This window comes from Polyangium sp. 15x6, from assembly GCF_029960785.1.
In the GTDB taxonomy this organism is placed as follows: domain Bacteria; phylum Myxococcota_A; class Polyangia; order Polyangiales; family Polyangiaceae; genus Polyangium.
This window is the reverse complement of the sequence record NZ_JASBQE010000034.1, coordinates 59,928-83,394: the sequence shown is the minus strand read 5'-3', so window position 1 is coordinate 83,394 and position 23,467 is coordinate 59,928. Positions and strand designations below refer to the sequence as shown.

Sequence of the window (23,467 nt, the reverse complement as noted above, 5' to 3'; positions counted from 1 at the left end):
CGGCGCGACCAGGGGCCGCGCTCGGGTCGGGCCGGCCGAACCGGGGAAGTGCAGGAAAACAGGAAGGTTCCAGCCGCGCTGCTAGGGGCAGATGCTCGCGGAGTCGGCGCACGAGGTCGGGCAGGACTCGCAGACGATGCAGGTGATGAGCGCGTTGTACCGGTCGGCGCCGAGGGGATTTCCCATGGCGCACCCGTTCTGGCAGGCGACGTCGTCCTCGCAGCCGGCCATGCACATGTTGAATTCGACACAGGATTTGTCGCCCAAGCAGCCCTCGTAGGCCACGACGCACGGGCCCTTCACCGCGCAGCCCGTGCAGCCGCGGCTGTAATCGCCGCACGAGGCGAGCTCGTCGCAGTTCTCGGGGGGCTTGGTCGCGGCGTCGGCCCCCGCGTCGGCCCCGCCGCCGCTGCCGACGGCCGTGGTCCCCATGCCGCCGCCGCCTCCCTGGTTCCCTTCGAAAAACCCCCCCGCTTGGTCAGCGTCCGCGCAGGCCAGGAGGAACACGAGCGCCGCCCCGAAAATGCCGTTCCGTTGCGCCATAAGTGCAACGGATCAGCGTACTTCGGGGCGGTTCGTCGCGAAAGGGCGACATCGCCCTACATGGACATTGTTCGTCCGATCGTGCCGGCGCTCAGGTCACGGCGGGCACATCGCCGCCTGCTGGGCGCAGGCGCTCGGGCAGTTGTCGCAGATGAGGCAAACGGCGACGGCGTTGTAGGGCGCGAGGCCCGCCTGGTTCATCTGCGCGCAGGTCTGCTGGCACGCGGCGTCCGCGCAGCCCTGGAGACACTGCGCGAGCAAGGTGCAGGCCATGTTGTTCTGGCAAGCCTGGATCTCGGTCTGACACCCGCCGCCCATCTGCGTGCAGGTCTGGCAGCTCTGGCAGCTCGCGCCCGCCGTGTCGCAGGCCGGGTTGCCGCCGCCCGAGCTGCTGCTGCTCGCGCCCATGCCGCCCATGCCGCCGCTGCCGCCCGAGGCGGAGGCCGCCGACGTGGTCTTGCCGCCGCTGCCGCCCTCGCCGCCCCAGTCGTCACCGCCCTCGCCGCCACCACCGCCGCTACCGCCGCCGCCGCTGCTGCACGCCACGAGCGCCCCGAGCGACACGAACACCGCCGCGAACGTCCACTTCATCGGAAACCTCCAAGGATGTGCGACCCCGACCTCGAAGAAAGGATGAGAGGCCGAGGACAAACGCGTCCGTACACGCGACGTATCGGCAAGGCAACGAGATCGCGAGGTGTCCCCCTCGGGACTGCCTAGAGCGGAATGTTGCCGTGTTTCTTCGGCGGGTTCTTGTCCCGCTTGTCCCGGAGCAGCTCGAGCGCGCGATCGAGGCGAATGCGGAGCGTCCGCGGGTGGATCACCTCGTCGATGAAGCCGAGCTCCGCGGCCTTGTAGGGGTTCGCGAACTTCGCCTTGTACTCCTCGACGAACCGCGCGCGCGCCGCCGCCGGATCCGAAGCCGACTGGATCTCCTTGCGGTAGACGATGTTCACCGCGCCGTCGGGCCCCATGACCGCGATCTCCGCCGTCGGGAAGGCGAGGTTGTAGTCCGCGCGGATGTGCTTCGAGGCCATCACGTCGTACGCGCCGCCGTAGGCCTTGCGCGTGATCACCGTGATCTTCGGGACCGTCGCCTCGGCGAACGCGTAGAGCAACTTCGCGCCGTGCGTGATGATGCCGCCGTACTCCTGATCGGTGCCGGGCAAGAAGCCGGGCACGTCGACGAACGTGACGAGCGGGATGTTGAAGCAGTCGCAGAACCGCACGAAGCGCGCGCCCTTGATGCTCGCGCGGATGTCGAGGCAGCCCGCGAGCACGTTCGGCTGGTTCGCCACGACGCCCACGGTCCGGCCGCCGACGCGCGCGAAGCCGCACACGATGTTCTGCGCGTACCGCTCGTGCACCTCGTAGAGGTAGCCGTCGTCGACGACCGCGCGGACGACGTTCTTGATGTCGTACGGCTTCGAAGATTCCGTCGGCACCATGGTGTCGAGCTCCGGCACCTCGCGATCCGTGGGATCGGTCGAGGGCCGGCGCGGCGGATCCTCGGTATTGTTGGAGGGCAAAAAGGAGAGCAGCTCCCGCACGCGCGCGAGCGCCGCGCGATCGTCGGGCGCCGTCAGGTGACAGACGCCGCTCTTCGCCGCGTGCGCGGATGCGCCGCCGAGGTCCTCCTTGGTCACGTCCTCGTTCGTCACCGTCTTGATGACCTCGGGGCCCGTGATGAACATGTAGCTCGTCCCCTCGACCATCACGATGAAGTCCGTGATCGCCGGCGAGTACACGGCGCCGCCCGCGCACGGGCCCATGATGGCGCTGATCTGCGGCACGACGCCGCTCGCCAAGGTGTTCCGCAGGAAGATGTCCGCGTAGCCCGCGAGCGACTCGACGCCCTCCTGGATCCGCGCCCCGCCGGAGTCGTTGAGCCCGATCACGGGCGCCCCGATCTTCATCGCGAGATCCATCACCTTGCAGATCTTCTGCGCGTAAGCCCCCGAGAGCGATCCCCCGATCACCGTGAAGTCCTGCGCGAACACGCAGACCTTGCGGCCGTCGACGAGCCCCCAGCCGGTCACCACGCCGTCGCCGAGGATCTTCGTCTTCTCCATGTCGAAGTCGTTGCAACGATGGACGACGAACCGGTCGATCTCGACGAAGGAGCCAGGGTCGAGCAAGAGCTCGACGCGCTCGCGCGCGGTGAGCTTGCCAGCCTCGTGTTGCTTTGCGATTCGGGCCGCGCCGCCCCCCTCGAGGGCGCGGCGGTTCATGTCGTCGAGTCGTTCGATCGCGGCTTTCGCGCGGGAGCTCTGTTGTTCGGACATCGCGGGAGGGCCCTACCATGGGCGCGCGCGCGCCGCCTCCCCCCGCCGCCCGGCGACCGAACGGGCGTTGCGCTGGGCTCTGCGCCAAGTACGATTTCCTGGCCCGAGCGAGCCCGCGCCTGCGCGGTGACGAGAAGAGCGACGGAAACGAAGAGAGAGGGGGGCCGCGCTCGCCTCGGGCACACAACGCATGAAGCCCGCCCCGACCTGCGAGGCCGGCGCGTCGGCCCTGCCGAACGCCACAGCTGATGCACCCTCGTTCGAGGAGACGGAGCCCTTCGCTCCCTCGCTCCCCGACGGAGGCACGCGCTACCGCATCGTCGAGCGCCTCGGCAGCGGCGGCACGGGTGTCGTCTACGCCGCCGTGGACCACGCCGCGAGCCGCCTCGTCGCGCTGAAGACACGCAAGGACGACAGCGACGATCCGCACGACAGCATCGAGCTCTTCCACCACGAGGCGCGCGTCGCCGCGCAGCTCGAGCACCCCAACATCGTCCCCGTGTACGACGTCGGCCACCTGCCCGACGGCCGGCCCTACTACACGATGCGCATCGTCAAGCAGCAAAGCCTGCACGACGTGCTCATGCAGCCCGAGCTCCACCCGAAGTGGCCGCTCGCGCGCCTCGTCTCCGCGTTCGTCCAGATCTCGCGCGCCCTCGCCTACGCGCACCGCCGCGGCGTCGTCCATCGCGACATCAAGCCGGAAAACATCCTGCTCGGCGACGAGGGCGAAGTCTACCTGAGCGACTGGGGCAACGCGCGCATGCTCACGGGCATCGAGCCCACCTCGCCGCTCTCGCTCCCGGACGACGATCCCTTCTTCATCGGTTATCCGAGCGGTTTGTCCGGGACCCCGGGCTACATCGCCCCCGAGCAGATCCGCGGCGAGCGCGCGAAGATCGATCACCGCGCCGACCTCTTCGCGCTCGGCGTGGTGCTCTACGAGATGCTCACGGGCGAGCACCCGTTCGACGCGCCCACCGTGCTCGGCGTGATCCTCGCGACGCAGACGCGAGATCCGAAGCCGCCGCGCGCCGTCTCCCCGAGCTGCCCGCTCGTGCTCGAAGACCTCTGCCTCGCCATGCTCTCGAAAGATCCCGCGAAGCGGCCCTCGTGCGCCGCGGCCGTCGCGGGCGGCGCCGAGGCCTTCCTCGAAGGCGCGAAGGAGCGAGATCGTCGCCGCGCCGAGGCGCGATCGCTCAGCGAGCTCGCGCGCGAGCCCGCCCTGCGTGACAAGGCCCTGCGCCTCGAACGCGCGCAGCTCGACGCCGAGGCGCGGCGCCTGCGCGCCGACGTGAAGAGCTACGATCCCATCGACCGCAAGCGCCCCGCATGGGCGCTCGAAGATCGCGCCGCCGCCGTCGAGCGCGAGCAGGCGCGCGCCATGGCCGAGGCGATCGACCTCTACACGAAGGCGCTCGCGTACGACCCCGAGCTCGAAGAGGCGCGCTCGGGCCTCGCCGATCTCTACTGGGCCCGCGCCGTCGCCGCCGACACCGAGCGCCGCCACGCGAGCCGCATCTACTACGAGGCCCTCGTCTCCGAGTTCGACGTCGGCAGCTACGCCGCGCTCCTCCGCTCCGACGCGTGCCTCGTGATCGAGACGAACCCGCCCGGCGCGCGCGTGCTCGCCTATCGCTACGTCGAAAAGGATCGTGTCCTCGTCCCGAGCGAAGAGCGCGACCTCGGCCGCACGCCCGTCGACGAGGTCCGCCTCTCGCCGGGCAGCTACCTGCTCGTGCTTCGCCGCCCCGGCTTTCGCGACGTGCGTTATCCCGTCCTACTCCGCCGCGGCGAGCGCCATGAGGCCACGGTCAACCTCTACACCGAGGAGGAGATCGGCGAGGGCTTCGTCTACGTACCCGGCGGCTCGTTCATCGCGGGCGGCGACGACGACGCGCCCGACGCCCTCGCCCGCGCCGAGCCCGTCGTCGCCGACTTCGCGATCTCGCGCTTCCCCGTCACCTTCCGGCAGTACTGCGACTACCTCGATCGCATCGAGGAACGCTCGCACGCGCTCGCGCTCATGCGCGCTCCGCGCGACTTCCGCGGCACCGAAGGCTACGTCGTGCGCCGCGGCGAGCACGGCCAGTGGGAGCCCGTCCCCGGCCTCATCGAAGGCGACGCGCGCAGGCAGTTCCCGTACGAAGAGGGGCACCTCTTCGACGTGCCCGTCCTGCTCGTCGACTGGTTCGACGCCGCCGCGTATTGCGCGTTCCACACCGAACACGCGGGCTTCGAGCTCCGTTTGCCCACGGAGCTCGAATGGGAGAAGGCCGCGCGCGGCACCGACGGCCGCATCCATCCCTGGGGAGATTCCTTCGACCCCACCTTCTGCCTCATGCGCGCCTCGCGCCCATACCTCCCGCAGCCCGAGCCCGTCGGCACGTTCCCGCTCGACGAATCTCCGTACGGCGTGCGCGACATGGCCGGCGGCGTGCGCGAGTGGGTTGGCGACGTGCACGGCGAGCGCACGTGGTCCGAGACGAGCGCCGAGCCCGAGCCCGTCCCCGGCGCGGTGCGCGACGCCTCCGAGTGGCGCGTCATTCGCTCGGGCGGCTGGTCCACGACGCACGAGTACACCCGCAGCGCGGCGCGCACGCGCTTCTTCGCGCTCACACGCGCGACGCACCTCGGCTTCCGCGTCGCGCACGATCTGCCGCGCCGCCGCTCGCGCTGAGGTTCGTCTCTCCGAACCCCAGAGCAGCGACCTGTTCGCTGCTCTGCGAGATCGCGAAGCGAGCGCGCCTCGGGACTAAGGCGATCCTGCGTCGCCCGCGCCGCCGTCCGCCGCCTCTTGCCCGGGCGGCGTGTATCCCGGCAGCACCCACGGCCCCGGATCCTTGCCTTCGAACGGCTTCACGCCCTCGGGCAGCTTCACCTTCGCGAGCGCCGCGTCGTCGATCTCCACGGCGAACTTCTTCCGGAGCTCCGCTTCGAGCGCCTTCTCGCGCTCCTGCATCTTCTGCTGCAGGAGTTTCACGCGAATCGATCGATCCGCCTCCTGCAAGGTCCGGTTGTGCCCCGCCGTGATGCCGTTCATCCGCACCACGTAAAACCGACCGTCCGCCTCCACGACCTCGTCGAGCACCGACCCCACGCTGCCGATCTTGAACACCGCCGCGCGGATCGACTCGGGGATCTTCGGGTTCTTGCCGCGCGGATCGTCGGGCGCGCCGACCACGCCGAGATCTCCCGCGAGATCGAGCGACGCGTTCGGATCCTTCGCCTTCGGCGCCGTCACCGAGTGCTTGTGGAAGAGCTCGCCCCACTCGGCCGCGGTCTTGATCTTCGTCGCGTCCTTCAGCACGCGCTCCGCCGTCTTCTTGTCGGACAGCACGATCGCCGCCACGCGACGCCGCTCCGGCTCGCGGAACTCCTCCGCGTGCGCCTCGTAGTACGCGCGCACCTCGGCCGCGGGGATTTCGGCCGGCGCGGGCAGGCCTTTGCGCGCGTCGGCGAGGATCGCGTCGCGCAGGATCTGCCGGATCGCCTCTTCCGTCTCGGGCTGCTTGTCGAGCCCGCGGCGCCGCGCCTCGGCGGCGAGCAGCTCCACGTCGATGATCTCGTCGAGCAGCTCTTTTCGACGCTCCTTCGTCTGGTAGCGGAGCCTGTCGAACTGATCCATCCGCTCGAGCGTCGCGGCGAAGTCGCCGAGCGTGATCACCCGATCGCCGACCTTCGCGAGCGTCCGCGCGGCCTGCTCTTGCGAGAGCCCTGCTGCGGGCGCTGCGGCGTCCGGCGCGGGAGGCGTCACGGCCTTGTCGTTACAGCCCGCGGAGAGCGCGACGATTGCCGCGACGAACAGGGACGATTGCGCGCGCCTCACCAGCATCGAGCGGCCGGTCTAGCACTTCTCTGAGGCGTTTGGGGCGGTTCTGCGAGGTTATCGCGCCGCACCTTGCCGCTTCTCCGGCCTTTTGCCGAACGACGCGTTGCGGACGAGGCGAACCGGGGCTACGAGACCCCGCGTGACCCGCGACGCGACCCGGAAAGACCGCGACGACTCGACCCTTCCTCCTCCGCCGAGCCCGGCCCCTGGCCTCAAGTACCGCCGCATCGTCCTCAAGATCAGCGGCGAGGCCCTGTGCGGCGAGGGCAATTTCGGCATCCACCCCGACACGCTCCAGCGCGTCGCCGCCGAGATCGCGGAGCTCTCCTCGCTCGGCGTGCAGATCGGGATCGTCGTCGGCGGCGGCAACATCTTCCGCGGCCTGAAGGGCGCGAGCGCCGGCATGGATCGCTCGCAGAGCGACTACATGGGCATGCTCGCGACGGTCATCAACTCGCTCGCGCTCCAGGATGCGCTCGAAAAACACGGCGTCCCCACGCGCGTGATGACGGCGATCGAGATTCGCCAGGTCGCCGAGCCGTACATCCGGCGCCGCGCCATGCGACACCTCGAGAAGGGCAGCGTCGTCATCTTCGCGGCCGGCACGGGCAATCCGTTCTTCTCGACGGACACCGCGGCGGCGCTCCGGGCCATGGAGATCCAGGCGCAGGCGCTCTTCAAGGCCACGAAGGTCGAGGGCATCTACGACCGCGATCCGGCGCGCCACGAGGATGCGCAGATGTTCACGAAGCTCTCCTACGACCGCTTCCTCGTCGATCGCATCGGCGTGATGGACTCGACTGCCGTCACGCTCTGCCGCGAGAACAAGCTCCCCATCCGCGTCTTCAAGTTGACGACGCGCGGGAACATCCTGCGCGTCTGCAAAGGCGAAAACATCGGCACCGTCGTCGAGGCGTGAGCGAAGCGTTCCTGACGGACGGCCGTGCGGGAACGCAAGTTGCGCCTTTGTCCGAGGACGGCTAACCTCCCGAGTCCCACCTATGGCACGCGTCACCGTCGAAGATTGCCTCGAGCGTGAAGAGAACCGCTTCGCCCTCGTCGTCCTGGCCTCGAACCGCACCCGGCAGCTCATGAAGGGCGCCGAGCCTCTGCTGAAGACGAGGAACAAGCCCGCTGTGACAAGCTTGCGCGAGATCGCGGCTGGCAAGGTGCACTTCCACCGGAACTCCTCGGAAGTCGTGTACGAGTGGCTCCGCCACCAGCACGCCCTCGACCGCTGATCGCGTCGCCGGGCAGCCCCGGACATGTCTTCTTCCCCGAGCAAACGCTCCGAGCGCACGCGCACGCGTGCCCGGCGTGATCTCGAGCTCGAGGCTGGCACCTCGGCTCATTACGAAGACCCCGCCTACTACACCAAGACGTACCGCTCTCGGCTGGACGACGTCCGTTTCTACGCGGACTACGCCGCGGAGCGCGGCGGCCCCGTGCTCGAGTACGGCTGCGGCAACGGCCGCATCACGCTCCCGATCGCGCGGCTCGGCCTCGACGTCACGGGCGTCGATCTCTCCGCCGAGATGCTCGCGGATCTCCGCGCCCGCCTTCGCGACGAGCCTGCGGACGTCCAGGAGCGCGTCACCACGAAACGCGGCGACATGCGCGCGGTCCGGCTGGGACGGCGCTTCCCGCTCGTCATTTGCCCCTTCAACGCCTTCCTGCACCTCTACACGCGGGTCGACGTCGAGCGCTTCCTCGCGCGCGTACGCGCGCACCTCGCGCCGCGCGGCGAGCTCGTCTTCGACGTCTCGATCCCCGAGCCCGAAGAGCTCGCGCGGGACCCTGGTCGCGCTTATGCGACGCCGCGCTTCAACTACCCGGCGCCCGGCGGCAAGGGCATGCCCGTCCGGTACACGGAGCGCTTCGACTACGACAAGATCCGCCAGATCCTGTTCGTCGCGATGGAGTTCTCCCCGGTCTCCGGCGAAGACCCCTGGATGACGCCGCTCGCGCACCGGCAGTTCTACCCGCGCGAGCTCGAGGCGCTCCTCCACTACAACGGCTTCGAGATCCTCGACGCGTGGGGCGACTTCGACCGATCGCCCCCGACCCGCGACTCGATCACGTTGATCCTGCGCGCCCGCGCCCGTCGGCGCTGATCAAGCGGACGCTTCCACTGAACCCGCCGGGAGCAACGCCTCAGCTCGGCCCCGCGTAGATCCAACGCTTCAGCTCGAACCCGCGGGGGGTGGGGGGGCAGAGGAAGGCTCGCATCGCGAGCCGACCGGAGCCCCCCACCATGACTAAACGCCGATGTACAACCGATGCGCGAAGTTCCGCTCGAGCTTCGCCCGCAGCACCTTCTCCGCGGCGGTCTCGATGTCGTACTCGACTCGTTTGAACTCGAAGCGTTTTGCGTCGCTGTCGTAGATCGTGTAGCTCGCGCGGTTGTCATAGTCGCGCGGCTGGCCGACCGATCCGACGCTCACGATGTACTTCCTGTTGGGGTCGAGCGTGAAGTCGACCGCGGGCAGCTCCTCCACGGTCGTCGGCGTCAGCGCGAAGACCTTGCAGAGGTGCGAGTGTCCGATGAGGGTCAGATGCCCGAGCTCGGCGTACATCGGCAAACACTCGCGTGCTTGCTCCGGGGCGAAGATGTACTCGAACTCCTCGAGGCGAACCGGTGAGCCGTGGCAGAGGTCGACGCCGATGTCCGTCAACTTCTCCTGGTACGGCAGGTTCTTGAGCCAGGCGGCGTTCTCGGCCGAGAGCATCGACGCGTGCGTGTCGAGCGCCTGACGAGCGGCCTCGTAGTAATACGAGTAGTCCATTCGTCCGGCGACGGCCGCGTCGTGATTCCCGAGGATCGTTTTCTTGGCGATCTTCCGGACCAGATCGGCGCACTCGTTTGGGGATCCGCCATAGCCTACCGTGTCGCCCAGACAGTAGTAGACGTCGATGCGCTCGCGCCGGTACGCCTCCAGCACAGCACTGAGCGCCTCGTAGTTGGCATGCGTGTCGCTGAAGACTCCAATCCGCATGTGCGTGAGGACCGGAGGGTAGCATGAGGCACCTACCGTTACGGTAGTATTTTCGCACAAAAAATTTTTACTTCGGATCAGCGTTTTTCAAAGGGTTTCGTCGCTAAAAACGTTGCCCTTCGTTAGAGAACGAACACCAAGATCCAGCGTGTTCTCGCGCTTCACGAGCGCCAAAGCGAGCGCTCGTGGATCCCGCGCCGAAGAGATGGAAGGAAGGCTCGCGTGACAGGGACGAACGGGAAAAGCAACGGCAAAACCAACGGTCACGCGATCCCATCGGCGACGACGCCGGGCGCGAGCGAACGTTCGAGCACGCCCATCAAGCCGCCGCCGCGCGCGGTCCAGGACCTCGCAGAGTCATGCGTGCGATTCGTCGAGCGAGCCCTCGGCTTCAAGCTCGACTTCCAGCCCGAGACTTTGCCCGTGCTCGATCACTACGTCGAGAAAGCACGCGAAGACACGCGTGATCGCAAGGAGGCGCGCCCGCTCCTCGCGCAGGCGATCGGCGCCTACCTCGGCGAGGTCGCGCGCCGCCAATTCGACGGCTTCTGGCGCCTCGAAGACGAGCACGATCCTCGCTCGTGGCGCGTCGAGCTCGAGCCCGTCTACCTGATCCTCCGCCCGATCGAGCTCGCCACGCGCGCGCTCGATCTGCCCCCGACGCCCCCGCGCGACACGTCTCCGATCCGCGAGCGCAAGGACGAGGACGACGACGACGACGAGGGCACGGAAGCCGCCGTAGAGAGCGAGAAGGCACCCGAGGAAGCGGTCGTCCCGGATCCCACGGATGACCTCGGCCCTGCGCTTCTCGAGCTCGACGAGGACGACCGAGCGGCCGTCGCCGAGCGCCTCGCCTTGCTCCCGCCCGTCTCCGACGCGGAGTACCACGCCCCGTCGACACACCTGGAAGTCGTCGAGATCATCGTCGAGACCATCCGCGCCCGCCGCATGGCCGCGGGCATGGAAGCCGACGCGCACCTCGAGCCCGACGACTACTCCTGAACACGCGTCTTGCTCGCGAAAACCGCCCACGATGCGGCGCGACGGGCTCGATCCAAAGGATGCGGAGCGAGGGAGGCGCCTCGTGATAATGTCGTTCCACCGTGTGGTGGGTTCTCTCTGCGCTCCTCGCGCTGATCGTCTGGGCGCTCTGGTACATCCTCAAGCTGTCGCTCTGGCTCCCGATCGTCGGCACGGTGCTCATCGTGCTCGTCTCGGTCGTGCGGCTCCTCTGGAACCGCATCCGGGCAAGCCGCGCCGCTTCCGCGCTCGAGCGCGCCATCGCGCAACAAGGCGCGCAGCAGGCGCTCAACGCGCGGCCCGAGCGTCGCGCCGAGATCCAGGAGCTCCAGAAGCAGGTCCAGGGCGGCATCAACGCCCTCAAGACCTCGAAGCTCGGCAAGAACAAGAAGGGCGGAGCGGCCGCGCTCTACTCGCTGCCCTGGTACGTGATCATCGGCCCTCCGGGCGCCGGCAAGACGACCGCGCTGAAGCACTCCGGCCTCGTCTTCCCCTTCGCCGATCCGCGCGGCGGCGGCGTGCGCGGCGTCGGCGGCACCCGCAACTGCGACTGGTGGTTCACGAACGAGGCGATCCTGCTCGACACCGCGGGTCGCTACACGACGGAGGGCGACGACCACGACGAGTGGATCTCGTTCCTCCAGATGCTGAAGAAGTACCGCAGCCGCAAGCCGATCAACGGCGTGCTCGTGGCCATCAGCATCGCCGAGCTCATCGACGCCTCCGAGCAGCAGATCGAGTCGACCGGCAAGAAGCTACGCGCCCGTATCGACGAGGTCATGACCCAGCTCCAGATGGTCGTGCCCGTCTACGTGCTCTTCACGAAGTGCGACCTCATCGCCGGCTTCATCGAGTTCTTCGGCGACATCCGCAAGAGCGACCGCGCGCAGGCCTGGGGCGCCACGGTCAAGCTCACCGAGAACAAGTCGAACCCCCAGCAGCTCTTCGAGCGCGAGTTCGACACGCTCGTCCAGAAGGTCCACGCCCGCTCGCTGAAGCGACTCGCGCAGGAGCGAAACCGCGAGGCGCGCGAGCGCATCTACCAGTTCCCGCTCGAGTTCGCGGGCATCAAGCGCAACCTCACCGAGCTCGTGCAGACGATCTTCGCGGTGAACGCCTTCCAGGGCACACCGCTCTTCCGCGGCTTCTACTTCACGAGCGGCACGCAGGAAGGTCGCCCGCTCGATCGCGTGCTCGCGCGCATGGGCCACGCGATGGGCATCCGCCCGCCGGAGACCGCGGCGCAGCAGGTCACCGAGTCGAAGAGCTACTTCCTGCACGACGTCTTCATGAACGTCGTCTTCCCCGACGGCGACGTCGCCTCGCGCAGCGCGGCCGAGATCAAGCGGCAGAAGATCATGCGCATCGCGGTCAGCGCCGCCGCCTTCACGCTCGGCTTGATCCTCTCGATCCCGAGCATTCGCTCCTTCGCGATCAACCGCGAGCTCATGTTCACCACGCAGGAGCGCGTGGAGAACGCTATGAAGATCAACTGGGGCGAAGGCGAGCCGGGGCCGAAGCTCGAGCAGCTCGATCCGGTCTACGACCGCCTGAAGAAGCTCGACGAGTTCCGCGCCGAGCTGCCCCTCAGCCACGGCTGGGGCATGTACCGCGGCGAGGAGATCTACCGCCCCACGGTCACCGCCTACGTCGCGCTCTTGCAGACCGGCTTCGTGCTGCCCTGCAAGACGAAGCTCGAGGGGCGCCTCAAGGCCGCGAAGGGCAAGCAGTATCTGCGCGAGCGTACGGACCTGAAGACGTACCTGATGATGAGCGACGTCGCGAACCTCGACGTCGAGTGGGAGACGGGCCGCCTCACGGGCCTCTGGGCCGAGATGCTCAAGGCCACGAACAGCACGATGCCGGAGTACGAGCTCAAGGAGCGGCTCGCGAAGCACGTGAAGTACTACCTCCAGCTCGTCAAAGAGAAGAAGGTCCTGCCGCTGCCCCCCGACAAGGATCTCGTCGACAGCGTCCGCAAGACGCTCCAGTCCGTCCCGGTGCAGGACCGTTACTACGAGCTCTTCGTCAACAGCCTGAACGACGAGCGGTACGACGAGGCCGGCGACGATCGCAAAGAGAACCGCAAGTACCCGCCGCTCAGCCTCGCCGACCTCTTCGTCGATCGTCCGAACGCGACGAAGTTCATCCAAAGCGCACGGTACCAGAAGGACAAACGCTACAAAGACGTCGAGGGTCCCTACACCGACAAGGGCCACTACATCGTGGTCCTCAACGTCGCGAACGCCGAGGCGCTCTTGCTCAGCGAGCAATGGGTGGCGCCGCTCGGGCCCGACGAGGCGGTCGACAAGATCCCGACGAACCTGAAGCGCCTCTCCGAGGACTACGATCAGCGCTACATCGAGCAGTGGAGCGACTTCCTCGCCGACATCACGATCGTCCCGCCATCGACCGTGAAAGAGGCGCTCGACCTCTACAACATCCTGCTCAACACGCCCTACCCGTACCTGCAGATCCTGCGCGCGGTCGAGGACCACACGCAGTGGAAGAAGTACAAGAAGGGCGACGGTCCGAGCGTGAACAAGGACGAGTTGAACAAGATGTTCAACACGAAGCTCCAGCAGCAGTTCTCGCAGAAGACCGGCGGCCTGCGCATCACCACGAACGTCGACGTGACGAAGATGGGCGAGCGCCCGAGCACCGTGCCGCCCTCGTTCGCGGGCCTCATCTCGTTCGGCGTTCCGCCCGAGAACACGCGCCCGGGTCAGCCGATCACGGACACACCGCTGCAGAAGTACCTCGACAGCCTCACGGAGCTGCGCCGGGTCATGCAGGACATCCCGGTGCCGCCCACGTCGAACGACATGATCAACCTGAGCGAGCAGCTCTCGGACGCGGCGAAGAAGGTCGAAGCATTCCTGCAGCCGCTCGACGAGAAGGCCAAGGCGCTGCTCCGGCCGCTGCTCCTGAACCCGCTCCGCATCTCGGGCACGCGCATCGCGGCCGTCGGCGGCGGCAACTACGTCGACAAGCCCAAGGACCGGTTCCCCAACCCGTTCCGACGGTAGCAGCAGCCGCTACGCGAGGACGCGCTGCATCTCCAGCGCGTCCTCGTCGTTGTCCGCGTAGTACTTCTCCCGCACCCCCGACACGACGAACCCGAACTTCTCGTAGAGCCGGATCGCAGGCTCGTTCGAGCGTCGCACCTCGAGCAGCACGAGCCGCACGCCATTCTCGGTCGCGAACGCGAGCGCCGTCTCCACGAGCACCGCGCCGATCCCACGCCGACGAACCTCCGGCGCCGTCGCCACGTTGAGCACGTGAAGCTCGTCGACGACATGCCACGCGACGAGGAACCCGAGCGCGCGCGGCGCCTCTCCCGGCACGCCGCCCCGCGCGACCCACACGCGCGCCCAGGGCCGTTCGAGCTCGTCCACCGGCGAGAACGACGGCCCCGAGAACGCCGCGCGCGCGATCTCCGCGAGCTCCTCCGCGTCTTCGACCCCGCGCTCCACGCGCGCCACCGACACCTGCAAACGCTCGTTCACTTCGGCATTTCCGTCGGGCAACCGCTCACGATCTGCACCTGCTTCACCTGCCCGCCCTGCAGCCGCTCGCATGCTTTGCCGAGCAGCCGCACGCTCCACGGCGGCTTCCAGATCCAGCCATCGGGATCGTCGTACGGCAAGACCTCGTCGTCCAGGTACACGTTCGTCATGCCCTCCTCGCCCGGCGGATCCACGATCGCGAACTCGCACGTCACCGCGACCGCCGCGATCTCCGCGAGCACGCCGCCGAGCGACCCGAGCTCGCTCACCGGGTAGTAGAACGGCGCCGTGTCCTTCGTCGAGCCGCCCGCGATCGCCATCGCGTCGAGCACGCCCGCGTATGCCTCGCTGCCTGGGATCCCGACGACGAACACCTCGAGCCCTCCGGCACGAAGCGCCTCGATCGCAGCCACCGACGCGGGCGCGTCCACGCAGAACGTTGGACCCCAAAGTTGTCCGGGCGCGCAGCAGTTCGTCCCCGTGGACAAACATGCCTCGTCGCCCTCCATGTTCGGCTGGCAGTCCTCACTCCCGCATACGGCCGATTCGTTGCAGTTCGGACCGCCGTCGGTCGCGAGGATCAGGTACGTCTTGCCTTCGAGCGCGAGCAGCGTCGGCGTGAGCGCTTCGAGCGTCGGCGAAATCGGCGTCCCCCCGACCGGATTCGTCCCCGTCGACGCGCGAATCCCCTTGGTCGTGGGCCCGTCCTCGCCCGTGATCGGATCGCCCTGCGTGACCGGAAAAACCTGCTTTCCCGGCGCGCATTGATCCTGATTCGACCCGTGCGCCGGCAGGATCGCCGCGCCCACCTTCACGAGCGGCCCGAGCTTGCGCACGAGATCCACGACCGCGATCCGCACCGCGTCGTAGCGCGTCCCCCCGGGCGCGGGCGCGTTCATGCTCCCCGAAGCGTCGAGCACGAAGTAGAGGTTCGGCGCATCGACGATCGCTTGATGCACCTCGTTGCCGCAGTACCCACCCGCGTCGGGCGCCGGCGGTCCGCCTCCACCGCCTCCATCGAAGCCGCCTTCACCCGCATCGGCCACGGGCCGCGGCGGACGCGGCGGGAGACGCTCATCACTCGCGGACCCACAGCCCCCGAGCGCCGATGCGATTCCCCACGCGCCCACGAGCACGAACGAGGCCACGATTCCCCGAACCGAACGAAGCGCGTGAGGGTCCATCACACCCGATCCTAGCAGGACCGGGCCACGCGCTCTCGATCGTCAGGGCTCGCGATAGAACCGCGGGACACGCCGCGAGATGCTCGTCAGCACCTCCCACGGGATCGTGCCCGTCGTCTCGGCGATCTCCTCCGCCGTGATGACGTCGCGCCCGAGCGCGCCCTCTTGCTGCCCGAGGAGCACCGCCTCGTCGCCGATGCGCGCGCCCGGGATCTCCGTCACGTCGAGCATCGTCAGATCCATCGACATCGTCCCGACCATCGGCACGCGCCGCCCGCGCACGAGCGCGTGCCCGCGGTTCGAAAGCTTCCGATCGAGGCCATCCGCGTACCCCATCGGCACGGTCGCGATCACGCTCCGCCGCGGCGCTCGCCACGTGTACCCGTAGCCGATCGGCTCACCCGCCTCGACCGTTCGCAGCGCGACGATCTCCGTCCGCACCCGGATCACGGTCTTGAGCTCCGGCGCGAGCCCACGCATGGGCTGCACCCCGAAGAGCGCGATCCCCGGCCGTACGGCATCGAAGCGCGCCTCCGAGAGCCGCATCGCGCCCGCGCTGTTCGCCGCATGCACGACCCGCGGCGAGAACCCGCGCGCCCGTACCCGCGCGCGCGCCTGCGCGAACCGCGCGAGCTGCTCCTTCGTCGGCTCGAGATCTTCGCCGTCCGCGCAGGCGAGGTGCGTCATCAGCCCGTCGAGCTGCACCTCCGGCCGACCGTCGAACGCGTCGAGCACGTCGTCGAGCTCCGACATCGTCACGCCGAGCCGCCCCATGCCCGTGTCCACCTTCAGGTGCACGCGCACCGGCCGCCCTTCCGCCTCGTAGCGCGCGAGCGTCGCGATGCGCTCGATCTGCCCGGCGTCGTAGACGACCGGCACGAGGTCTCGCGCGAGGATCTCCTCCAGGCCCTCGCGCCGCGGCCCGTAGTAGCCGCCCATGACGAGGATCGGCACGCGGATTCCCGCGTCCCGGAGCTCGATCGCCTCTTCGAGCAGCGCCACGCACAGGCCCGGCATCCCGGCCCGCTCGAGCGTCCGCGCCACCGCCGCCGAGCCGTGCCCGTATGCGTCGGCCTTGAGCACGCCCCAGATCGCGGGCTTCGTCTGGCCGTCGCCGAGCATCTTCTCGAGGACGCGGTAGTTGTGCCGCAAGTGCGCGAGGTTCACCTCGGCGCGCGTCGGCCTCACGGCGTCCGCGGGTGCGGCCCTGCGTGGCTTCAACACCCGAATTGCACCCCGCCCCCCCTCATGGGGAGCCACCCCGTCGTCGTATGCGGGTAGCGACGTCATCTCGTTTGCCGATACCCATACGCCGAGCAAAACGTCAAGATTCCGGGTCTTTTTGCCTAAGCGCGCCCGTGCTCAGTAGCACTTGCGCATGCAGCGCTTGTACTGCCCCGTGCATCCGCGCTCGCACGTCGCCGTCGTGCAGGCCGCCTTGCACTCGTTCCACGTCGCTTCACACGACGACGCGCACGCCGATCCCGGCGGCGCCGTCGACGTATCCACCGCTCCATCCGCGGACGCGTCCGCGTCGGGCCCCGGGGCGCCAGCGTCCACCGCGAGCATCATCGGCGGCGGCGCGAGCGCGCTCGTCGGCTCTGGCACTGCGGATGCCACGCGCGGCTCCTCCGTGCTGAGCTCCGACTCCTCGAAGTCGCTCGCACCGCTGAGCTGCTTCATGCGCAGCTTCGCGTACTCCACGCGATCACGCGTCTGTCCGAACGTGTAGAACTTCGTCCACTCTTCCCAGCACGCCTTCCGGATCGTGGGCTTGACGTGCTTCTCCATGTCGAGCGCCATGCAGTGTTCGAACCGCACGTCGCCCTCGTAGACGGCGTTGATGCTTGCGCCGCACGAGGCCGTCACGAGCGCCACGACGCCGCCGAGGCCGAGACGCACCCGCGTGATCGCCCTGGGCAGAGCCCTTCGGGGACGTGACGGCGTGGGCGCTCTCGGCATCGGCTTCGAGTCTACCGCGAAGGCCGTCTTCCGCAGACGACCTCGACCTTGCGTGAAAACTTCGCGATCTCGTTTGAACTTCGAGCCGACATGGCCTACCTTCCCGCCCTCCCTACAGGAGCGGCCGTCCATCGCGCCGCACAAGACGAGGAAGTCGGCTCATGTTCCTGATGCTCTCGAAGGGTCCTCGGAAGACCAACCGCAGCAAGTCGAAGCGCTACCGCGCGAAGTTGAAGGCGAAGAACAAGGGTCGCCGCAACCGGATCTACCAGCGCGGGTAAGCCCAGGGCTCTCGCCCGAAAAGCCAACGGCCGAAGACGTCTCCACGAGGGACCTTCGGCCGTTCGGCATTTTGTCGTCATGGAACAAGAACGCCCCGGCCCCTCGCGTGTGCGAGAAGCCGAGGCGTATCAGCAGGCTGTCGAGAAACGCCGCGAGCGCCCTGGAGCTAGGGAGGAGGACGCAGGAATACTTCAGTATTCCGAGGACGACGACCGACGCTCCAGGGCGCGCAGCAAGTTTATCGGCAGCCTGCTAGGGGCCGCCTTTACGGAGCTCGGTGAGCACGAGCTTCGCGACCGCCTTCAGCGTGTCGAACACGCCGACGCCGGTACGGGCGACGCCCTCGAAGTCGGGGACGTTCATCGGGTTGAGCTTCTCGCGAAGCTCCTCGACGCTCGCGACCTCGGGCAGGTCGCGCTTGTTGTACTGGATGACGTACGGGATCTTCTCGAGCTTGTAGCCCTGCTCCTCGAGGTTCGTCTTGAGGTTCTCGACGGACTCCTCGTTCGCCTCCATGCGGTCGACCTGCGAGTCGGCCACGAACACGACGCCGTCGACGCCCTTCAAGATGAGCTTGCGGCTCGCGTCGTAGAAGACCTGACCGGGCACCGTGTAGAGGTGGAACCGGGTCTTGAAACCACGAATTTCGCCGAGCGCGAGCGGCAAGAAGTCGAAGAAGAGCGTGCGATCCGTCTCGGTCGCCAGCGAGATCATCTTCCCCTTCGCGTCGGGGTTCGTGCGCTCGTAGATGTACTGCAAGTTCGTCGTCTTCCCGCACAAACCCGGGCCGTAATAGACGATCTTGCAGTTGATCTCGCGCGCCATGTAGTTGATGAAGCTCATCGCGCGCGCTCCTAGTCGTTGAAGAGGTTGTCGATGTCTTCGTCGGTGATCTCGGCGAACGGAGAGTCGGCGCCGGGATCCGCGACCTTCTTCAAGAGCGCCTCGAAGATGTGGTTCAGCTCCTCGCTCGCCCGGCGGACGCGCAAACGCACGAGGCCGAGGCTGGACTTGGAGTCGAAGATCACCACGAGGATGACGCGGTTACCGACGAGCTGGATGTGGATGTTCGCCTTCTCGCCCTCGTGGAACTGAGTTGCGAACTCGTTCTCCTTGAGGAGCTTCGCCATCCCGCCGGTGGCCGCGATGTTGCCGGCCGTCAGCGATGCGAGCGACGTGGTGTCGAGGTTGTCCACGTCGCCGCTCGCAGCGATCAGCTGCCCGTTCTTGTCAACGATGAAAACGACCTTCGCATTGGCGTCCTTGACGAGGCGATCCACGACACCCTGGATCTGATTGAACTCCTCCTCGTACATCACCATCTGAGGATTGACCATCGTTCCTCCGCCAGCGCTTCCGCGATGGGGTCTTCGTCTCGTTGCCTAGAGTGCCTTCGTTCCGCCGGATCCGCCGGAGGGCCCCGTCCCCGAATGACGGCGCGGGAGAGCCACCCTCGCACACCCGCTCGAGCTCTTCGCACGGGCGCACGTTCGACGCGTGCAGCGATGGTTCTATCCGAAGCAGGCGCCGCGGAGCAAGGTGGCCTTTCGGAACGAACGCGCAGATTCCTGCCCGACCCCTCCACGAGCGCCAAACCCAAGGCACCCCCGCACCATGAATCCCCCCGAGGATCGAGGAGCGTGGTAATGCGGATGACCACCCCACCCCACGCAGCTCACGCGTTTCCCGCGAAACCTCACAAAAACGCTGCGAAAACGCCGGCGGTGCAGCGGCCGGATCCACCCGCGCCCGTACGGTCGGGAGGCTCGCAGGACGGCCCGTTGTCATCCCCTTGACCAGCCGGTCATCGCACGGGATAGCCCGTCGATGGCTCGTTTACGTGGTGCTCACCTGGATCGCGCGACCCGCGCGAAGGCACGGCTCGCCCTCGCGGTGACTTTCGCCTGCTGCGCGATCGCTCCGGCACACGCAGCGAGCGCAGAGGGCGGGACGATCCACTCCGAGGTGCTCGACGCGACCTCCTCGATCGCCTCCGCGAAGGGGCCCGAGGCCTACACGGCGCTGCGGGAACTCTGGCGCACCTGGGATCGCGCAGATCCGACGCACGTCGAGGAGGCGCTCGTCGCGGCGACGGAGAACAAGGCGCTGTCCGCGCCCGTGCGTGTCTACGCCGAGCTGCTCGGCGCGTACGCGAGGCGGCGGCGCGGCGACCTCGAAGGCGCGCTCGCGCGGATCGAGAAGCTCGGGTTCGTCGGCCGCTACATGACCGTGGGCCCGTTCGACAACGACAACAAGACGGGCTTCGCGATCGACTACCAGCCCGAGGCGGAGCTGAGCGAAGCGATCCCCGCGGGCCGCGCATATGAAGGAAAGGAGCGCGCCGTTCGCTGGCGCGTGCCGCCGACGTTGTCGTCGTACGGATGGTTCGACTTCGGCGACATCCTCCGCCCGCGCGAGTCGGTGTGCGGCTACGCGACGACGTTCATCCGCACGCGCCCCGGCACGAAGGCGCGCAAGGCGACCTTGTGGATGGGCTCCGCGGGCGCGTTCAAGCTCTACTACGACGGCGAGAAGATCCTCGAGGACGCGGCGTATCGCGAGCTCGACATCGATCGGCTCGCGACGACCGTGACGCTGCGCCCGACGTTCAGCCGCATCACGGTGAAGGTCTGCGGCGACGAGGACGCGCCGAAGTTCGCGCTGCGCATCGGCGACGAGACCGGCAAGCCCGACCTCGACGTCGAGGTGCGCGCGGACCTCGAAGCGAGCACCGAGGCCGCCGACGCGATGATGGAGCGCGCGAAGAAGAAGGAGCCGAAGGAGCAAAGCCGCGTGGTCGGGCCCGTGCAGGCGTTCGAGGCGGTCACGTCCGGCAAGAACCCCGCGCCCGCCGCGCTGGAGCACTACGCGCGGTACCTCGCGATCACCGGCGGTGATCCGAAAGCCGAGCACAAGGCGCGCGACCTCGCGCGCCGCGCCGCCGAGGCCGAGCCCACGGTGCAGAGGCTCCTGCTCGCAGGCGAGCTCGCGGAAGATCGGAACCAGCGGCGCGCGTGGGTCGAACGCGCGAGCGCGCTCGCGAAGACGAACGAGGAGAAGCTCGACGTCTTGCTCTCCGAGGCGCACCTCGCGCGCACCGGAGCGAACTGGCGCGACGCGGTGCCGATCTACGAGCGCATCCTCGCGCTCGACCCGGACAACCTCGGCGGCACGCTCGGCCTGGTCGAGCTCTCCGTCGAAGCGGGCCTCAAGCGCACCGCGCTCGGCATGCTGGAGAAGGCAGTGCAGAAGAACCCGCGCTGCGTCTCGCTCCTGTCTGCGCTCGCCGCGCAACTTCGCTCGCTCGGTCGCGACACCGAGGCCGAGGAGGTCGAGGCGCGTTACGCGTCGCTGCGCTTCGACGACGCCGACTTCCTGAGCCAGAAGGTGGAGCTCGCGGTGGCGCGTCGCGACGCCGCGGGCGCGGAGCGGTGGCTCAATCGTTTCCTCGGCGTCGACGCGGGCTCGGCGTGGGCGCGTGGGCTCGCGGCGCGCACGTACCGCGCGCTCGGGCAGAAGGACCGCGCGCTCGCGACCTACCAGCAAGCGCTGGCGATGGCGCCGGAAGACGTGCAGACGCTGCGCGCGCTCTCCGATCTCTACGGAGAGGAAGGCGATCGCGACAAGCAGCTCGACCTCTTGCGGCAGATCCTCACGATCGTCCCGCAGGCGAAGGAGGTGCGCGAGTACGTCGAGCACATCGAGCCGAAGGCGCCGCGCGCGGACGAGGCGTACGCGTGGGCGCCCGAGAAGTTCCTGCCGATGCGCAAGGAGGCCGCGCAGGGCTACCCGATGCGCTTCATGCGCAACCTCACGGTGACGACGGTCTACCCGAACGGCCTCGCGAGCCGCTTCCACCAGGTCGTCTTCCAGCCGCTCACCGACGAGAGCGCCGCGTCGGCGCGGCAGTACGACTTCGCCTACGAGGCCGATCGCCAGACCGTCGATCTGCGCGCCGCCCGCGTCTATCGCGCGAACGGGAAGATCGACGAGGCGATCGAGAGCGGCGAGGGCGCCGCGGACAACCCCGCGATCTCGATGTACACGTCGCAGCGCGCGTTCGTCGTCCTCTTCCCGCGCCTCAACGCGGGCGACGTCGTGGAGCTCCGCTACCGCGTGGAGGACGTCGCGCCGCGCAACGAGAAGAGCGACTACTTCGGCGAGGTCCAGTACCTCCAGAACGACAAGCCCATCGCGAGCAGCGAGTACGTCCTCATCACGCCGAAGTCGCGCCGCTTCTTCATCCGCACCGACCGCCTCCCCGGGCTCGTCGAGGACGTGAAGGAGGAGGGCGACAAGCGCATCTACCGCTTCACGGGGACGAACGTCCCTGCGCTCGCGCCCGAGTCCAACATGCCGCCGTGGTCCGAGGTGCTCGGCACCGTGCACGTCTCCACGTTCGACACGTGGGACGCGGTGGGCGCGTGGTACTGGGGCCTCGCGCGCGAGCAGTTCGACGTCGACGACGAGGTGCGCAAGCGCGCCCGCGAGCTCACGAAGGGCCTGACCGACGACGCCGCGAAGGTGAAGGCGATCTACAAGTTCGCCACGCAGACGCGTTACGTCGCGCTCGAGTTCGGCATCGAGGGCATCCGGCCACGCCGCGCCGCGCAGACGCTCGCGCGCGGCTGGGGCGACTGCAAGGACAAGGCGACCTTGATCGTCACGATGCTGCGCGAGCTCGGCATCAACTCGACGATCGTCCTGCTCCGCACGCGCATGCGCGGCGACATCGCGCCCGAGCCCGCGAGCCTCGCGCCGTTCGATCACGCGATCGTCTACGTGCCCTCGATGGACCTCTACCTCGACGGCACGGCCGAGCATACGGGCTCGATGGAGCTGCCCGTGATGGATCGCGCGGCGATCGGCCTGCTCGTGAACGAGGGCAAACCCAAGCTCGTGCGGCTGCCGCAGCCGCCACCGGAGCAGTCGCTCACGCGCCGCCACGTCGACGTGACGCTCGCGGATGGCGGCTCGGCGCAGCTCGTGTCCGACGTGCAGGTGACCGGCGCGTACGCGCCCGACTGGCGACGTCGTTACCTCGCCGAGGGCACGCGCCACGAGCGCGCGTCGCAGGACCTCGCCTCGGACTTCGGCCCGATCGAGCTCGAAAAGGGCCGCGCGGGCGTGGAGACGGGCGACCTCGACGATGTCGAGCAGGCCGTGAAGATCCGCACCCGCGGCAAGGCCACGAGCTTCGCGCGTCGCGAGGGCGACGCGCTCAGCGTGCCCGCCAGCATCACGCCGCGCCTCGTCGCCGAGCTCGCGCCTTCGTCGAAGCGCACGCTCGACGTCACGCTCTCGGCGCTCACGAGCCGTGAAGAGGAGTGGGTCATCAAGGTGCCCGCGGGCATGAAGGTGCGCGCGGCGCCTACGGCGCAGAAGCTCGACACGCCGTTCGGCGCGTTCCACGTCACGGTCGAGCAAGCGCCGGGCAAGGTCACGGTGCGGACGGGCCTGTCGTTCAAGAAGGCGCGTGTCACGCCGGCCGAATACGAGGCGTTCCGCTCGTTCTGCGAGGCCGTCGATCGGGCCTTCGGCCAGCGCATCGTGGTGGGCAAGTGACCGAACGCGCGAGCACGCCGGAGGGGCCGCCCGAGCTGCCCGAAGGCGTGCTCGCGGTGCGCCTCGGCCCGGGCGCGAACTGCTCGTCCGCGGGCAGCGCCATCGACATTCTCTTTTACGGGAGCGTCGTCGTCGGCGCGCTCGCGGTGGCCCTCACCGCGGCGCTGACGCCGCGCGAGCGCCGCGAATCGTCGGACCAGGACGACGACCGCAACGCGAACGACGCGAGCAAGAACGACACGAAGGATCCGAAGGACACGTAGACCGCCGGCGCATCGAACGCCGGCGG

At 68.4% G+C, this 23,467-nt stretch carries 19 protein-coding genes; 8 read left to right on the top strand and 11 right to left on the bottom strand.

The genetic code is table 11. From position 1 onward, the window contains the following. Positions 1–81: 81 nt before the first annotated feature. From QHF83_RS24815 to QHF83_RS24805, 3 genes are all read right to left on the bottom strand, one after another. On the bottom strand, positions 82–543 hold the full coding sequence (locus QHF83_RS24815; RefSeq protein WP_282420400.1) for a hypothetical protein: 462 nt from the start codon (positions 541–543) through the stop codon (positions 82–84). 96 nt (positions 544–639) lie between these two features. Next, a complete protein-coding gene (locus QHF83_RS24810; RefSeq protein WP_282420399.1) occupies positions 640–1,134 on the bottom strand; it encodes a hypothetical protein in 495 nt (164 codons plus the stop codon). Between the two features lie 125 nt (positions 1,135–1,259). Further along, positions 1,260–2,828, bottom strand: coding sequence for an acyl-CoA carboxylase subunit beta (locus QHF83_RS24805; RefSeq protein ID WP_282420398.1), 1,569 nt, complete (start codon positions 2,826–2,828; stop codon positions 1,260–1,262). A gap of 190 nt (positions 2,829–3,018) precedes the next feature. Between QHF83_RS24805 and QHF83_RS24800 the strand changes: the two genes are divergently transcribed. Next, positions 3,019–5,508, top strand: a complete 2,490-nt coding sequence (locus tag QHF83_RS24800) for a bifunctional serine/threonine-protein kinase/formylglycine-generating enzyme family protein (protein ID WP_282420397.1) — start codon at positions 3,019–3,021, stop codon at positions 5,506–5,508. Between the two features lie 75 nt (positions 5,509–5,583). On the opposite strand, the gene QHF83_RS24795 is transcribed toward QHF83_RS24800, so the two are convergent. Beyond that, a complete protein-coding gene (locus tag QHF83_RS24795; protein ID WP_282420396.1) occupies positions 5,584–6,663 on the bottom strand; it encodes a peptidylprolyl isomerase in 1,080 nt (359 codons plus the stop codon). 223 nt (positions 6,664–6,886) lie between these two features. Between QHF83_RS24795 and pyrH the strand changes: the two genes are divergently transcribed. The 3 genes from pyrH to QHF83_RS24780 all read left to right on the top strand — a co-directional run bounded on the left by pyrH (position 6,887) and on the right by QHF83_RS24780 (position 8,774). Beyond that, positions 6,887–7,579, top strand: a complete 693-nt coding sequence (gene pyrH, locus QHF83_RS24790; protein ID WP_272418627.1) for a UMP kinase — start codon at positions 6,887–6,889, stop codon at positions 7,577–7,579. An 82-nt stretch (positions 7,580–7,661) separates the two neighbouring features. Then, on the top strand, positions 7,662–7,901 hold the full coding sequence (rpoZ, locus tag QHF83_RS24785; protein WP_136930313.1) for a DNA-directed RNA polymerase subunit omega: 240 nt from the start codon (positions 7,662–7,664) through the stop codon (positions 7,899–7,901). A 24-nt stretch (positions 7,902–7,925) separates the two neighbouring features. Continuing rightward, the gene (locus QHF83_RS24780; RefSeq protein WP_282420395.1) at positions 7,926–8,774 is read left to right on the top strand and encodes a class I SAM-dependent methyltransferase; all 849 of its coding nucleotides are present in this window, start codon (positions 7,926–7,928) and stop codon (positions 8,772–8,774) included. A 144-nt stretch (positions 8,775–8,918) separates the two neighbouring features. Here QHF83_RS24780 and QHF83_RS24775 read toward each other — a convergent pair whose 3' ends face one another. Beyond that, positions 8,919–9,656: a metallophosphoesterase family protein gene (locus tag QHF83_RS24775; protein ID WP_281317880.1), complete on the bottom strand. Its 738-nt coding sequence runs from the start codon at positions 9,654–9,656 to the stop codon at positions 8,919–8,921. 222 nt (positions 9,657–9,878) lie between these two features. Between QHF83_RS24775 and QHF83_RS24770 the strand changes: the two genes are divergently transcribed. After that, entirely contained in the window at positions 9,879–10,658 is a 780-nt protein-coding gene (locus QHF83_RS24770; RefSeq protein ID WP_282420394.1) for a hypothetical protein, read from the top strand. A 101-nt stretch (positions 10,659–10,759) separates the two neighbouring features. After that, positions 10,760–13,705: a type VI secretion system membrane subunit TssM gene (gene tssM / locus QHF83_RS24765; RefSeq protein ID WP_282420393.1), complete on the top strand. Its 2,946-nt coding sequence runs from the start codon at positions 10,760–10,762 to the stop codon at positions 13,703–13,705. Positions 13,706–13,714: 9 nt separating this feature from the next. Here the strand turns inward: tssM and rimI are convergent, their stop codons facing one another. From rimI to QHF83_RS24735, 6 genes are all read right to left on the bottom strand, one after another. Beyond that, entirely contained in the window at positions 13,715–14,185 is a 471-nt protein-coding gene (gene rimI / locus QHF83_RS24760) for a ribosomal protein S18-alanine N-acetyltransferase (protein ID WP_282420392.1), read from the bottom strand. Continuing rightward, positions 14,182–15,369: a VWA domain-containing protein gene (locus QHF83_RS24755; RefSeq protein ID WP_282420391.1), complete on the bottom strand. Its 1,188-nt coding sequence runs from the start codon at positions 15,367–15,369 to the stop codon at positions 14,182–14,184. The genes rimI and QHF83_RS24755 overlap by 4 nt, the downstream gene beginning before the upstream one ends. 42 nt (positions 15,370–15,411) lie before the next feature. After that, positions 15,412–16,557, bottom strand: coding sequence for an alanine racemase (gene alr / locus QHF83_RS24750; RefSeq protein WP_282420390.1), 1,146 nt, complete (start codon positions 16,555–16,557; stop codon positions 15,412–15,414). 174 nt (positions 16,558–16,731) lie between these two features. Then, the gene (locus QHF83_RS24745; RefSeq protein ID WP_282420389.1) at positions 16,732–17,331 is read right to left on the bottom strand and encodes a hypothetical protein; all 600 of its coding nucleotides are present in this window, start codon (positions 17,329–17,331) and stop codon (positions 16,732–16,734) included. Between the two features lie 534 nt (positions 17,332–17,865). Beyond that, entirely contained in the window at positions 17,866–18,456 is a 591-nt protein-coding gene (locus QHF83_RS24740) for an ADP-ribosylation factor-like protein (RefSeq protein ID WP_272418479.1), read from the bottom strand. 11 nt (positions 18,457–18,467) lie between these two features. Then, a complete protein-coding gene (locus QHF83_RS24735; protein ID WP_282420388.1) occupies positions 18,468–18,950 on the bottom strand; it encodes a roadblock/LC7 domain-containing protein in 483 nt (160 codons plus the stop codon). A 490-nt stretch (positions 18,951–19,440) separates the two neighbouring features. Between QHF83_RS24735 and QHF83_RS24730 the strand changes: the two genes are divergently transcribed. Then, positions 19,441–23,178, top strand: coding sequence for a DUF3857 domain-containing protein (locus tag QHF83_RS24730; protein WP_282420387.1), 3,738 nt, complete (start codon positions 19,441–19,443; stop codon positions 23,176–23,178). After that, on the top strand, positions 23,175–23,441 hold the full coding sequence (locus tag QHF83_RS24725) for a hypothetical protein (protein ID WP_282420386.1): 267 nt from the start codon (positions 23,175–23,177) through the stop codon (positions 23,439–23,441). The genes QHF83_RS24730 and QHF83_RS24725 overlap by 4 nt, the downstream gene beginning before the upstream one ends. Positions 23,442–23,467 lie beyond the last annotated feature (26 nt).